General features: G+C 73.3%; 11 protein-coding genes. 1 reads left to right on the top strand and 10 read right to left on the bottom strand.

Going from position 1 to position 13,134, the window contains the following annotated elements; genetic code table 11:
* Positions 1–5: 5 nt before the first annotated feature.
* Positions 6–581: a pyridoxine/pyridoxamine 5'-phosphate oxidase gene (locus tag V5E28_RS36250; RefSeq protein WP_336213804.1), complete on the bottom strand. Its 576-nt coding sequence runs from the start codon at positions 579–581 to the stop codon at positions 6–8.
* A 57-nt stretch (positions 582–638) separates the two neighbouring features.
* Here V5E28_RS36250 and V5E28_RS36245 point away from each other — a divergent pair, with 57 nt between their 5' ends.
* Positions 639–1,301: a methyltransferase gene (locus tag V5E28_RS36245; RefSeq protein WP_336213802.1), complete on the top strand. Its 663-nt coding sequence runs from the start codon at positions 639–641 to the stop codon at positions 1,299–1,301.
* 37 nt (positions 1,302–1,338) lie between these two features.
* On the opposite strand, the gene V5E28_RS36240 is transcribed toward V5E28_RS36245, so the two are convergent.
* From V5E28_RS36240 to V5E28_RS36200, 9 genes are all read right to left on the bottom strand, one after another.
* A complete protein-coding gene (locus V5E28_RS36240; protein ID WP_336213800.1) occupies positions 1,339–2,088 on the bottom strand; it encodes an ABC transporter permease in 750 nt (249 codons plus the stop codon).
* Positions 2,085–2,864, bottom strand: coding sequence for an ABC transporter permease (locus tag V5E28_RS36235; protein WP_336213799.1), 780 nt, complete (start codon positions 2,862–2,864; stop codon positions 2,085–2,087). The genes V5E28_RS36240 and V5E28_RS36235 overlap by 4 nt, the downstream gene beginning before the upstream one ends.
* Complete coding sequence (locus V5E28_RS36230) at positions 2,861–3,799, bottom strand: ATP-binding cassette domain-containing protein (protein ID WP_336213798.1); 939 nt, start codon at positions 3,797–3,799, stop codon at positions 2,861–2,863. Before V5E28_RS36230 ends, V5E28_RS36235 begins: the two co-directional genes overlap by 4 nt.
* A gap of 46 nt (positions 3,800–3,845) precedes the next feature.
* On the bottom strand, positions 3,846–4,217 hold the full coding sequence (locus V5E28_RS36225; protein WP_336213797.1) for a nuclear transport factor 2 family protein: 372 nt from the start codon (positions 4,215–4,217) through the stop codon (positions 3,846–3,848).
* A gap of 28 nt (positions 4,218–4,245) precedes the next feature.
* Positions 4,246–5,025, bottom strand: a complete 780-nt coding sequence (locus V5E28_RS36220; RefSeq protein ID WP_336213795.1) for a thioesterase II family protein — start codon at positions 5,023–5,025, stop codon at positions 4,246–4,248.
* A complete protein-coding gene (locus tag V5E28_RS36215; RefSeq protein WP_336213794.1) occupies positions 5,022–6,095 on the bottom strand; it encodes a Gfo/Idh/MocA family oxidoreductase in 1,074 nt (357 codons plus the stop codon). Before V5E28_RS36215 ends, V5E28_RS36220 begins: the two co-directional genes overlap by 4 nt.
* A complete protein-coding gene (locus V5E28_RS36210; RefSeq protein WP_336213793.1) occupies positions 6,092–7,189 on the bottom strand; it encodes a saccharopine dehydrogenase NADP-binding domain-containing protein in 1,098 nt (365 codons plus the stop codon). The genes V5E28_RS36215 and V5E28_RS36210 overlap by 4 nt, the downstream gene beginning before the upstream one ends.
* Complete coding sequence (locus V5E28_RS36205) at positions 7,186–12,714, bottom strand: non-ribosomal peptide synthetase (RefSeq protein WP_336213791.1); 5,529 nt, start codon at positions 12,712–12,714, stop codon at positions 7,186–7,188. Before V5E28_RS36205 ends, V5E28_RS36210 begins: the two co-directional genes overlap by 4 nt.
* Positions 12,711–13,134 (bottom strand): phosphopantetheine-binding protein (locus tag V5E28_RS36200; RefSeq protein ID WP_336213789.1); only part of this gene is annotated, 424 nt, incomplete at its 5' end. The genes V5E28_RS36205 and V5E28_RS36200, both read right to left, overlap by 4 nt.

Raw genomic sequence — 13,134 nt, 5'->3', positions numbered from 1 at the left:
CCTCCTTACGGCGCGATCCGCACCATCCGCCAGCCATCGGCCTGGCGGAGGTAGCGGAAGCGGTCCTGGATCTCGTCGGCCCTGCGCTGCCAGAACTCCATCTCCTGGGGCGTGAGCCGGTAGCCGCCCCAGTGGCCGGGGCGCGGGATCTCCTGGCCGGTGAAGCGGGTCCGCTCGGCGCCGAAGCGGTCCCGGACCACCTGGCGGTCGCCGATCTCGGCGCGCTGGTCACTGCTCCAGGCCAGCAGCTGGATCGAGCGCGGCAGGGTGGCGAAGTGGGCGTCGGACTCCACCTCGCTCAGCCGGCCGACCGGACCCTCGGCCCTGACCTGGCGGCCCCTGTCGAGCCAGCCGAAGCAGAGCGCGGCCACCGGGTTGACCGCGACGTCGGCGGCCTTGCGGCTGGCGTGGTTGGTGAAGTAGACGAAGCCGTGGTCCACGTAGGCCACGTCCACCCAGCGGGCCGAGGGACGGCCGTGGTGGTCGGCCGTGGCCAGCACGGCGGAGTCGGGCATCTCGCGGCACTCCTCCTGCCAGAGCTGGAACTGGCGCAGGGGGTCAGCCGCCGACTGAGTGCGCATAATTTATGTCCTGCCATTCTCTCGTCAGTTAAAACACTATTGCCTATAATCGGCCACATGCAAGAAGCAGCAGCCAAACTCATCACCCGCCATCGAGAAATCACCAGCCCTCGCACATTCCACCTGCTCGGCCTGGAATGGGACCTCTTACCGGGCGTCTACGCGCCCCATCTGGCACAGTCGTCGGCGCTGTACGCCGAGTGGCTGCCCTATCCGCTGCACGGCTCGTTCTGCGAGGTCGGCAGCGGCACCGGCTACATCTCGGTGCTGGCCGCGCTGCGCGGCTGCGCCTCGGTGACCGCTCTGGACGTCAGCGAGGCGGCCGCCGCCAACACCCGGCTCAACGCCGTGCGGCATGACGTCGCCTCGGTGGTCCGCGTGGCCTGCGGCGACATGTTCGAGCCGCTGACCAGCGGGGACAGGTTCGATCTCATCTACTGGAACTCCAATTTCGTCGAGGGCGAGCCCGCCGACGCGCTGGAGCGGGCCTTCTTCGACCCCGGCTACGCCGCGCACGCCGCCTTCTTCCGCGACGCCGCCGCGCACCTGGAGCCGGGCGGCAGGCTGCTGCTCGGCTTCACCGACCTGGGCGACGAGCGCCGCGTGCACGCCCTGGCGGCCGAGCACGCCCTGCGCCCCGTCCTGCTGCGGGCCACGAAATGCGCGGCAGAAGAAGGGCATATCGAATACCGGCTCATCGAATACATCCGAGCCGGATGACGGACTTTCTCCGGGCCCCGGAAAAGGCCCGGAGAATTTATTTGTAGAGCCGTACGGCGAGCGGCACCAATATCACGGTCGCCGCCACCGCCCAGGCCGCGGTGAAAAGCACCGGCAGCAATACGGGACCGCCGCTGGAGAGCCCGACCAGCGCGTCGCCGGCCACCGACAGCGGGTTGGCCCGGACCACCGGCCGCAGCCATTCGGGGAACTGCTCGACCGGCACGAACCCCGACGACAGGAACAGCAGCAGCGTCACCGGCGTGTTGAGCGCCCCGCTGACCGCCTGCTCGCTGGAGCCCGACATCGCCACCACGACCGCCAGCCAGAGGAAGATCCAGGCGAACAGCACGACGACGGCGAAGAAGCCGAGCACCGCCGCCGGTCCCTGGGTGAAGCGGAAGCCGACCAGGTAGGCGACGGCCGTGGTGACCGCGGCCACCAGCAGCACCCGCACCAGGTCGCCCGCGATCCGGCCGGCCAGCACGGACAGCCGGCCGATGTTCATCGCCCTGAACCGGTCGACGATGCCGCCGCGCAGATCGGCGAAGAAGCCCACTCCGGTGCCGACCGCGCCGTAGGCGGCGCTGAACAGCACGATGACCGGGGCGAGCCGGTCGATGTAGTCGCCCTGGGTGGCCTCGCCGACCAGCTCGCCGAAGACCAGCAGCATGAGGAAGAGCAGGATCAGCGGGAACATGACCGAGTCCGCGATGAGCTGGGGGCTCTTGGCGAACCGGCGCAGGTTGCGACCGGCGAGCAGGCCGGTCTCGGTGATGGTGCTCATGTCGCCCTCCTGAACGCCTGGACCGCCGCGACCGAGAAGACGGCCAGCAGCCCGGCCAGCCACAGCACCGCCGTCAGCACCGGCCCCGCCGTCGGGCCGCCGTCGGCCAGCGCCCGCAGCGCGTCGAGCACCGCCGTCACGGGCTGGTTGCGCACGAACGGCTGGATCCATCCGGGGAAGGCGTCGGCGGGCACGAAGGCCGAGGAGATCATCAGCAGCGGCAGGTAGACGACGTGCAGCGTCGCGGACACCGACTCCGGGTCACGCGAGACCAGCCCGAGCGCGCTGGTGCCCGCCGACACCGTGAGCGCGAAGCCCACCGACAGCGCGACGAACCCCAGCGCGGCCAGCGGTCCGGCCTGGAAGCGGAAGCCCGCCACGTACCCGGTCGCGATGATCACGGCGATGGCGAGGAGGGCCCGCACGCTGTCGGCCCCCATCCGGCCCACCACGACCGCGCCGCGGCTGATGGCCAGCGAACGGTAGCGGGCCAGCATGCCGTTGCGGCGGTCGGAGGCGAAGAAGAAGGCGGCGGTGATGGCCACGGAGAACATCCACTGCACGACGATCGCCGGGGGCAGGAACTGGGCGTAGTCGATGCCGCGAACCCGCAGCAGGTTGCCGAACAGCGCCAGGAACCCGAACACGAAGATGACCGGGAAGATCACCATCGTGCTGATGGTGTCGGCCACCGAGTTGAGCCGGATGTTGCGCCCGGCCAGCAGCAGCCCCTGGCCGAAGAGGTTGCCGAGCCCCGCCTCGGTCCTGGCCGTCATGAGCCGACCTCCTCCTTGGAACGGTGGCCGGTCAGCGTGAAGAAGACCTCGTCCAGCGTGGGGCGGCGCAGCCGGATGTCGTCGGTCTCGACCCCGGCCCCGGCCAGCACCCTGACCACCTCGGCGAGGGTGCCGGTGTCGGCTCCACGCACGGTGATGACGCCACCGGTCTCCGACACCTCCGCCAGCCGCTCCCGCAGGGCGCGCAGCGCCTGCTCGCGCGGCTCGGCGCGCACCTCGCAGACCTGCCCGCCGACCTGCCTCTTCAGCTCGCCCGGCGTGCCCTCGGCGATCACCTTGCCGTGGTCGACGAGCACGATCCGGTCGGCCAGGCGGTCGGCCTCCTCCAGGTACTGGGTGGTCAGCAGCAGGGTGGCTCCCTCCTCGCGCAGCCCGGCGACCACCTCCCACATCTCCTGGCGGCCGGCCGGGTCCAGCCCGGTGGTCGGCTCGTCCAGGAAGATCACCGGCCGTTTGACCACCAGGCTGGCCGCCAGGTCCAGGCGGCGGCGCATGCCTCCGGAGTAGGACCTGACCGGCTGGTCGGCGGCGTCGCTCAGGCCGAAGCGGGTCAGCAGTTCCTCGGCGCGCGCGGCGGCCGCCCGGCGGTCCAGCTTGAGCAGCCTGCCGAACAGCACGAGGTTCTGCCGGCCGGTGAGCACGTCGTCGACGGCGGCGAACTGGCCGGTCAGCGCGATGGACGCGCGGACCCCCGCCGGGTCGTCCGCCACGTCGTGCCCGGCCACCGAGGCCCGGCCGCCGTCCATCGGTAAGAGCGTGCTCAGGCAGTTGACGACGGTGGTCTTGCCCGCGCCGTTGGGTCCCAGCAGGCCCACGACGGCACCCAGCTCGACGGCGAACGACACCTCCTCCACAGCGGTCTTCTTGCCGAAGACCTTGCGGAGGCGCTCGACCTCGACTCCTGCTCCGTGCATGAGCGCTACCTCCAGACGCGAGTGGTCACCGTCATGCTTGTGCCCGTCAGCCGTCCTGTTTCACCGGTGTCTGCTGGTGGAACAGGAGCTTCCAGGCGTTCCCGGCGCGCTCGTACACGCTGGTCATGTACAGCTGGAAGGAGAAGTCCGCCGCGTTGAGCCGGACCGTGGCCCGGTAGGTGATCAGCGCCGACTCGGCGCCGAGCGGCAGCACCTTGACGTCTTCGAGGGTGTAGTCGTCGAACGGCGACTTGTTGGCGTCGATGTCGGCGGCCAGTTCGGCGCCGGTCTGCAGGCCGTCGGGCTCGACGCACACCGTGCGGTCGGTGACCAGCTCGCGGTAGAAGTCGCCGTTGCCGACCGAGATGGCCGCCCAGCCCTTCTCCTCCAGCTCGCGCAGTTCGTGTTCGATGCTCATGGTGCGGTTCCTTTCTCGGTGATGTGTTTCACGGGGTCGAGGGCCAGCGGCCGGACAGACCGCAGCACAGCAGCACCTGCTGGACCAGCTCGTCCTGCTGCGGCACGAGGTAGAAGTGGTCGCCGGGGAAGAGCCGCAACCGGAACGGGCCGGTGGTGTGCCGCTCCCAGGCCGCGGCCTCGTCGGGCTCCACCTCGGGGTCGGCGTCCGAGACGCAGGCGCAGACCGGGGTGCGGATCGGCGTCAGGTCCCGGGGCCGGTAGGTCTCGATCATCCGGTAGTCGGCCGCCAGCGTGGGCAGGATCAGCTCGCGCAGCGCGGGGTCGTCCAGGACCTCCTCGCTGGTGCCGCCCAGCCTGCGCAGGTCCTCCAGCAGCGCCTGCTCGCCGCCGAGATGCACGTCGGTACGGTGCAGCCGGTCGGGGGCCGGGCGGCCGGAGACGATCAGGCCGGCGAGCGGGCCGTCGAGTACGGCCTCCAGGCGCCTGGCCGTCTCGTGCGCGACGGCGGCGCCCATGCTGTGCCCGAACAGGGCCAGCGGGACCTCGCTCATCGGTTCGAGCACGTCCGCCGCCGGGCCGGCCAGCTCGTCCATGGTGGTGGCGGGGGGTTCGCGCAGCCGGTCCTGGCGGCCCGGATACTGCACCCCGTACAGCTCGACGCCGTCGGGCAGGCGCGTCCCCCAGGTCTTGAAGAAGCCGGCCGCGCCGCCCGCGTGCGGGAAGCACACCAGGCGCAGCCTGGGCACATCCTGGACGCGGAGCGGTCTGAGCCACTGCTCGCGCTGCCGGGTGGTCGTGATGGTCATCCCTCCAGCTCCGTTCTCGCCGCGGCGATCAGCTCGTCAGCGGGCATCGGGCGCGGCGGCGGGCCCGACAGCCGCTCGGGAAAGCCGAGCGCGGTGGCCATCGTTTGCCAGATTCCGGTCACGGAAAGGTAATGCTGCCCCGCGGGCAGCGGATCGATCCTGTCTCGCGCGGCCTGCCACGTTCCCGCGATCGCCCGGTGGGCGGCGTCGGGCCACACGGTGGCGAGCATCTCCCGGTAGGTCGGGGTGCCCGCGGGGCCGATCGCGCTGGTCGTCGGCAGGTCGAGCCCGGGATCGGCGGCGGCGTCCAGCCGGGTGGTCTTCCTGGCCTCGGCGGGCAGGTGCGGGCGGGGCGACCACAGCACGGGGCCGTGGGTGTCGGCCAGCGTGAGCGTGCCGCCCTCGGCCCCGATGGTGACGCGGTGCAGCAGGTGCGCGTGGTTGTCGGGGTCGGCGGGGTGCAGCTGGTTCTGCACGCGCAGCGTGAACGGGACACCGGCCAGCGTGCCGTCGATCGTGCGGAAGGGCCCGCCGCCCGTGGGGGCGGGCAGGTCGAAGGGGCGCAGGCCGCCCAGTGCCCTGCCCAGGATGTCGAACAGGTGGTAGGAGACCTGCACGCTGCAGGCGGCCTCGACGTACACCGGCCGCAGCGTGCGGGCGGCGGCGATGAAGCGCCGTACCGGCGGGAGGTGCACGTAGTGGGTGTTGACCTGGTAGACCACCCCGTGCCGGCGGGCGGCGCGCAGCGAGCCGGCCAGCTCGTCGCGCAGCAGCGGCCCCTCCTGGAGCACGTGCACGCCGCGGGCCATCAGCTCGGCCGCCACCCTGCTGCCGGGGCCGCCGTTGACGTCGCCGAGCAGCACGACGCAGGCCAGGTCGACGTCGCCGGGCACCGTCTCGACGCCGGTGTGGAGCGGCACGCCGGACTCCTCGGCGCACGCCCGGGAGCGCTCGCCGCCTCTGGCCAGGATGCCCGCGAGCTCGAAGGCCGAGCCGGGCGCGGTGAGGGCGGCCAGGTGCACCCGGCCGAACCCGGTGCCGCAGACCAGCACCCTCGGTCGCGCGCTCACAGGACCCCCTCCTCGACGGGCGCGGGTGACGGCTCGACGACGTGCACGGCCGGGTCGTCGCGTAGGTCCTGGAGCACGCGGGCCGGGTCCAGCACGTCGGCCGCGTCGTGCGCGCCCGGCGGCACCCGGCCCGCCGCCACCGCCCGGGTGGCTGCGGCGGCGAACGCGGCGGTCAGCTCGTAGCTGTCGGGGGCGCGGGCGAGCAGGACCCTGCCGTCCAGGTCGAAGACGAGCTGGAAGTACGGCGCGCGCCCGAGGAGGTCGAGACGGGCGGCCAGCTCCAGGTCCCCGGCCGCCTGGGCGGGGGCCTTGTCCCTGGCCCCGGCCAGCGCGCGCAGCGTCCGCTCACCGTCGAAGACGCTCCACCACTCGACTTCCGCCAGGCCGAGCGCGCGGGCCAGCCGTTCGGTCTCCCGGCTCAGGTACGGGTAGGCGCTGACGCGGCCGGGGAAGTGCGGCAGTGCGACGCCCTCGGCCGGGCGCAGGGCTCCGCGGATCGGCTGGTGGCCGCGCCAGGCGGCCAGCGGGGTGGCGTACTCCCCGGACAGAGAGGCGATGTAGTCGAGCGCGGCGGCCCTGGTGAAGCGGTCCAGGCCACCGACGTGGGCGACCAGCCGAGCGGGCCGGTCGGCCTGCCCGGCCAGCGCGCGGGGCAGCAGCGCGGACAGGCCGGGCATCATCCCGGCGGCCAGCACCACCGCCGGCCCGCCCACCCGGTGTCGGGGCCCTTGGTGCCCGGATCCGGGGCGGGCGGAGGACGGTGCGGTGTCGTGGGCGAGAGCGGACAGGCGGGTGTGGTCGAGCTGGTCGCCGGCCACGTCCACGTAGTGCGCTCCGGCCCGCAGCGCGGCCCGCGCCACGGTGTCGAGGACGCGGGCCGAAGGGCCCGCGCAGTTGACCACGACGTCGCATCCGGCGCAGAACTCCGCCAGCCGCGCGCCCTGCTCGATGTCCACGGCCACGGCCTCGTCGCCCGGCCGGGCGAGCGCGCGCACGCGGGCCAGGTCCCGGCCGCCCAGCCGCAGCGGCTCCGGCAGGCGGCGCACCAGCGCGCGCCCGACGGCGCCGTAGCATCCGATCACCGCGATGGTCATGACCGCTCCCGGGTCCCGGCGAGCAGGCTGACGACCTCGTCGACGTTGGGCGGTTGCAGGCAGCTGAAGTGGTCGCCGGGGATGTCGGCCACCTCCAGCTCACCCAGGCACAGCTCCCGCCAGAGCCCGGTCATGTCGTCGCGCAGCCACGGCAGGAACCGCGTGTCGCCGAGCTGGCGCAGGAACGTGATGTCGCCGGCGTACGGTTCCGGCTCGTGGCAGCCGACCGCCAGCAGGCTGTGCCGTACCACCTGGAAGAAGGTCGCGACGTGCCGCTCGACGTCGGCGTCGGGGCCGGCGGGGCCGCCGTCACCGCCCGCACCGGCGGCGCTGCCGGTGCGGGCGGCGCGGCCGATGGCGGCCAGCCGCTCTGACTGCGGGCGGGCCGCCTGGACGCGGAAGGTCTCGGCGGCGGGGGCCAGCTCGCCGGTGAGCGTGGTGACGCGCCCTTCGGGCACGCGGCCCGGGTTCTCGCGCAGCAGCAGCTCGAAGACCTTGGACATGAGCTCCTCGTCGCCGGGGTAGCCCGCCTCGGCCGGGTCCGCGCCCATGACCTTGGCGAAGACGTACTCTACGACCAGCTCGTCCTCGATGATCCTGGGCAGCGTGTAGCTGCTGATCACGGTGAGGCCGGCGACGTCGGCGCCCGCCTCGGTGAGCTGCCTGGCGACCTCGGTGGCCAGCAGGCCGCCCATGCAGTAGCCGATCACGTGGAAGGCGCCGGCGCCGGTGTCCAGCAGCGCGCGGGCGTAGCGGGCGGCGCGGCGCTCGATCAGGCCGTCCGGCTCCTCGGCGAGGTAGGCGCCCACGTCGGTGACGGCGAGCCCGGCCAGCGGGCCGCTCTTGGCCAGCAGCCGCGACAGCGCCCGGTAGGGGGCCAGGGTGCCGCTGCCCTCGTGCACGAGCACGCGCAGCGGTCCGGCGCCCGCGGGTTCGCCGCCGGGCGGGAGGCTCGCCGGGCCTTCGGCGCGGTCGCCGAGCGGGATGAGCGGCGAGCGCTCGGCGCGGTCGCCGTCCTCCTGGTCGCCGCCGCCCCGGCGCAGCTCGCCGGCGAGGGCGGCCACCGTGGGCTGGTGCAGGATCTGGCGGACCAGGTCGTCCCAGTGCACCTCGGCCGCGGCCCGCACGCGGTCGCGCACGGTGGCGGCCAGCTTGGCGACCACGAGCGAGTCACCGCCGAGATCGAAGAAGTCGTCGTCGCGGTTGACCTCGGCCACGTCGAGCACCTCGGCCCAGACCGCGGCCAGCTCGCGCTCCAGGTCGTCGCGGGGCGGGCCGCCCGCCGAGGCGCGGCTCGCGGCGGCGCGCGGCAGCCAGGAGCGGAGCGTGCCGGTGTCCACCTTGCCGTTGCGGGTCAGCGGCAGCTCGTCGACGATCTGCAGGTGCGCCGGGATCATGTACTCGGGCAGCCGCCTGGCCAGGTGCCCGGCCAGCGCGGCGACGTCCAGCGGCTCCCGGTCGGCCTTGAAACGGGCGGCGAAGACGTTCTGGCCCAGCGGACCGGTCACGTCGCCGGGGCCCGGCAGGCAGACGGTGGCGTCGGCGCCCGCCTCCCGCAGCAGTGCCAGCCACTGCTCCCGGCGCAGGAAGGTCTGGTCGAGGCCCTTGCGCAGGTCCTCGTAGTCCCACTTGCGCGGATCCTTCTCCGGCATCATGAACTCCATCGAGGTCATGATCTGATAGCTGTCCTTGGTGGTCTCGATGAAGACCAGCCAGCCGCCGGGGCGCAGCATCCGGACCAGCCGGTCGAGCACGCGGCCCGCGTGGCGGGAGTTGTGCAGCACGTTGGCGCAGAGGATCACATCGAAGTCGTTGGGCACGTAGCCCTGCTCGCGGAAGTCCTCGTTGATGTCGAACAGGCCGTAGCGCACCCAGGGCCGGTCGCCGAAGCGCTCGCGGGCCTCGTTGAGGAAGAACGGGGACACGTCGGTGAACAGGTAGTCGACGTCGTACTCCGCCAGCGCGGGGATCAGCTGCGCGCTGGTGCCGCCGACGCCCGCGCCGACCTCCAGCACGCGCAGGCCGCCTTCGTGGCGCGCGGCGACGCGGCGCAGGAGCTCGATGGCGGCGTGGTTGACGTAGCGGCTGATGATGTTCTCCCGGTAGGCGGCCTCGGAGATCTCCAGGCGGCCCTCGGGGAAGAGCAGCGGCAGCGGGTCCATCTCGTCGCGGACCAGCTCGGGCAGGTGGTCGGTGCTGGTCCTGAAGTAGCCGATCAGGTCGGCGGGGTAGCTGTCCTCGCGCTGCAGCTCGCCGACCGCCTGCCAGGCGGCGTCGAGATCCGTGGCGGTGGCGGTGCGCACGGCGCGGTGGACGTGGCCGTCGCGTTCCAGGAAGCCCTCGTGCTCCAGCACGCGCAGCCAGCGACGGACCAGGCGGTGGTGCCGGGGGGCGGCCTTGGTGGCCTGGATGACCTGCTCGGTGGTGGCCGTGTCTCCGGGGCGCTGGAACAGTCCCTGGCGGGCGAGGGCGTGCGTGATGCCGATGACCGCGGCCCGGTCGAGGCGGGCGATGAACTCCGCGAGCTCCGCCGGGTCGATGTGCGCGGTGTGCGGGTCGGCGGCGCGGGAGCCCGCCGTGCGCAGTTCCCCCTCCAGGGCCGCGGCCGGGGTGCGCCCGGAGGCGGCCGTACGGCGGGCGGGCTGGGCGAAGGCGGCCAGGCGGCGGTCCATGCCGTCGCCGTCCACCAGCACGTGGGCGGCGGCGGTGGCGGGGTGCTCGTGGATGGCGGCCTCGACCTCGGCGAGCTCGATCCGGTGCCCGCGGATCTTGACCTGCCTGTCCTCGCGGCCGAGGAACTCGATCAGGCCGTCCTCTCGGTAACGTCCCAGGTCGCCGGTGCGGTAGAGGCGCTCGCCGGTCTCCGGGTGGTGGATGAAGCGCTGGGCGGTCTTGTCCGGGTCGCCCAGATAGCCCATCGCCAGGCCGGCGCCGCCGATGTGGAGCTCGCCCGCCACCCAGTCCGGGCACGGGCGCAGCGCCTGGTCCAGGACGTGGAAGCGCTGGTTGGCGAGCGGCTTGCCGTACGGAATGCTCGTCCAGTCCGGCGCGGGCGCGCCGATCGGGTGCTGGATGGACCAGATGGACGCCTCCGTCGCGCCGCCGAGGCTGGTCAGTTCGAGCCGGGGCAGCCGGGCGCGGATGGCGGGGGGCAGCGTGACCGGGATCCAGTCGCCGCTGAGCAGGGCCAGCCTGAGGGTGGGCAGGTCCGTCTCGGGCTCGGCGGCCAGGTAGTGCTCCAGCATCTGGAGCTGGGCGGGCACGGAGTTCCACAGCGTCACCCGGTGCTCGGCGATCAGCCGGGCCCAGCGGGCGGGGTCGCCCCGGCCGGCCGCTCCGGGCAGCACCAGCGCGCCGCCGGCGGCCAGGGGACCGAAGACGTCGTAGACCGACAGGTCGAAGCCGAGGCTCGCCAGCCCGAGCACGCGGTCGTCCGCGGTGACCGAGAAGCGGCGGTTGATGTCGGCGACGGTGTTGAGCGCCGCCTCGTGGGAGATCATCACTCCCTTGGGGTCGCCGGTGGAGCCGGAGGTGTAGATGACGTACGCCAGCTCGCCCGGGCGGGCGGGGCTGGACGGCGTGGGGGCGGTGGAGGGCGGCAGCGTGTCGACGTCCACGCAGCGCGCTCCGGCCGGTCGCGCGCCGAGCCAGGACTGGGTGAGCACGGTGGTCACTCCCGCGTCGGCCAGGATGCGGTCGCGTCTGGCGGGCGGCTGCCCGGTGTCCACGGGTAGGTAGGCGGCTCCGGCCAGGAGCGTGCCGAGCACGGCGGCGACCTGCTCCCAGCCCTTGTCCATGAGGATCGCGACGGGCGTGCCCCGGGCTCCGGCCAGGGTCTCGCTGACGGCGGTGGCGTGCGCGAGCAGCTCGCCGTAGGTCAGCTCGCGCTCTTCGGTGATAACGGCGGGCGCGCCGGGCGTGGCCGCCGCGCGCGCGAGGACGGGCTCGTGCAGCAGCCCGGTGGGGCGGGGAGCCGCGGTGGCGTTGGCGCGCTCGCGCCGCTCGGCGTGAGCGGCGGGCAGGGCGACCGGCGCCGCCGACTCCCAGGCGGCGTCGGCGCCGGCCAGGTCGAGCACGAGCCCGCGCAGGGCGTCGAACAGGTCCTCGACGAGGCCGTCGGGGAAGACGCCGTCGCGTACGTCGGCCTTGATCTCCAGGACGCCGCCTTCGACGACGGCCTGGCAGTCGATCCACACCTGGGGTGTCTGGCTCCTGCCGTACACCACCTCGGCCAGGCCGTTCATGCCCCCGTTGGAGTCGCTGAGCCCGATGGTGCTGGTGAAGACGACCGGCATCAGGGCGGCCTCGCGGCCCCGGTGGCGGGCGAGCTCGCGCATCAGCTCCACGCCGGAGTAGAGCCGGTGGTCCAGGTCTTCCCACAGGCGCTGCTGGAGCGCGGCGGCGCGGGCGGCGAAGTCGTCGCCCGCGCCGCCGTCCACCTCCAGGAGGCTGACCGTGGTGAAGTCGCCGACGAGCGAGCCCACGTGCGGGTGCAGGGGCTGGCGGTTGAGCAGCGTGAGGTTGAGGCAGAAGGCGGGCTGGCGGCTCCAGCGGCCGACGACCTCGGCGAAGGCGGCGAGCACGGCGGTGGAGGGGGTGACGGCGTGCGCCGCGGCACGTTCGCGCAGCCCCTGCCACTGTGCCGGGGTGAAGGTGACCTGGTGGCGGGTGAAGGAGCCGCCCGCCTGGATCTCGCGGTCCTCGCGCAGCGGCAGTTCGGGCGCGCCGGGCAGGTCGGCGGCCCGGTCCTCCCAGTAGCGGCGGTCGCGTTCGTAGGCGGCGCTGTCGCGCAGGCCGCGGGCGGCGGCCACGTAGTCGCGGAAGGTGATCTCCAGCGGCGGCAGCTCCGTCCCCGGGGCGAGATAGAGGCTCTTCAGCTCGGTGAGCAGGAGCTGGATGCTCAGGTAGTCGGCGATGAGGAAGTCGATGGAGACGTGCAGCAGATCGCGTTCACCGGTCCGGGTGATCCGCACCTCGAACAGCGGCCAGGTCGCCGGGTCGTACCTGCGGCTGTCCATGGCGGTCCTGGTGGCCTCGACGTGCGCCTCGACGTCCGCGGCGGCGCGGCCGGCGAGGTCGGCGACCTGGATGCGGTAGCGCGGCGCGGCGGGCGCGGTGACCTGGTGGCCCTCCAGGTGGACGGTGGCGCGCAGCATGTCGTGGCGCTCGACGAGGCTGTTCCAGGCGTCCTCCATCCGCCGGGGGTCGAGGTCCGCGAAGGCCAGCTCGGCGTAGACCTGGCAGGCGGTGCCGCCGTAGTCGAAGGCGTCGCCGCGGCCGAGCAGGTAGGCGGCCTGCACGTCGGTGAGGGGGAACGGCTCGTGGCGGGCGTCCGGGTGGGGTGTCAGCTCCGGCGCGGCCGGGCGGCGCAGGTGTTCCAGCAACTCTTCCTTGTTGGCGGCCAGCAGTGCGCGCCGCTCGTCGGTGAGCACGCCCTGGGGGGCGCGGAAACGCAGCCGGCCGGACTCCTCCCACAGGTGCACGCCCTCGCGGGCCAGTTCGTCGATGAGCTGACCGGCTGTCATATCGCGCCCTCCTCGAAGGCTCGGTCGTCGCGTCGCTGTTCGATCAGGGCCGCGTGTTCGGCGATGGTCGGCCCGGCGAACAGGTCCCGCAGCGGGAGCTCGACGCCGAACTCGATCCTGATCTCCTCGGCCAGGCGGGTCGCCAGGACGCTGTCGCCGCCGAGGATCACGAAGTTCTGGTGCCTGCCCACCTCGGGGACGTCGAGCAGCGCCTGCCAGATCTGGGCGAGGCTCTCCTCGGTGGGGCCGTCGGGCGGGAGGTCCTGGGTATGGCCGCTGTCGAGCTCCTCCGCCAGGCGGGTGAGCGCGGCGCGGTCGATCTTGCCGTTGGCGCTGAGCGGGAGGCTCGGCACGACGGTCATGACGGTGGGGATGGCGTAGGAGGGCAGGCGGTCGGCGAGCCGGCTCCGCAGGTCCTGC

It is taken from the genome of Nonomuraea sp. LPB2021202275-12-8 (assembly GCF_037044575.1).
In the GTDB taxonomy this organism is placed as follows: domain Bacteria; phylum Actinomycetota; class Actinomycetes; order Streptosporangiales; family Streptosporangiaceae; genus Nonomuraea.
Note: the sequence above shows the minus strand (reverse complement) of the source record. Positions and strands in the feature narration are given on the sequence as shown.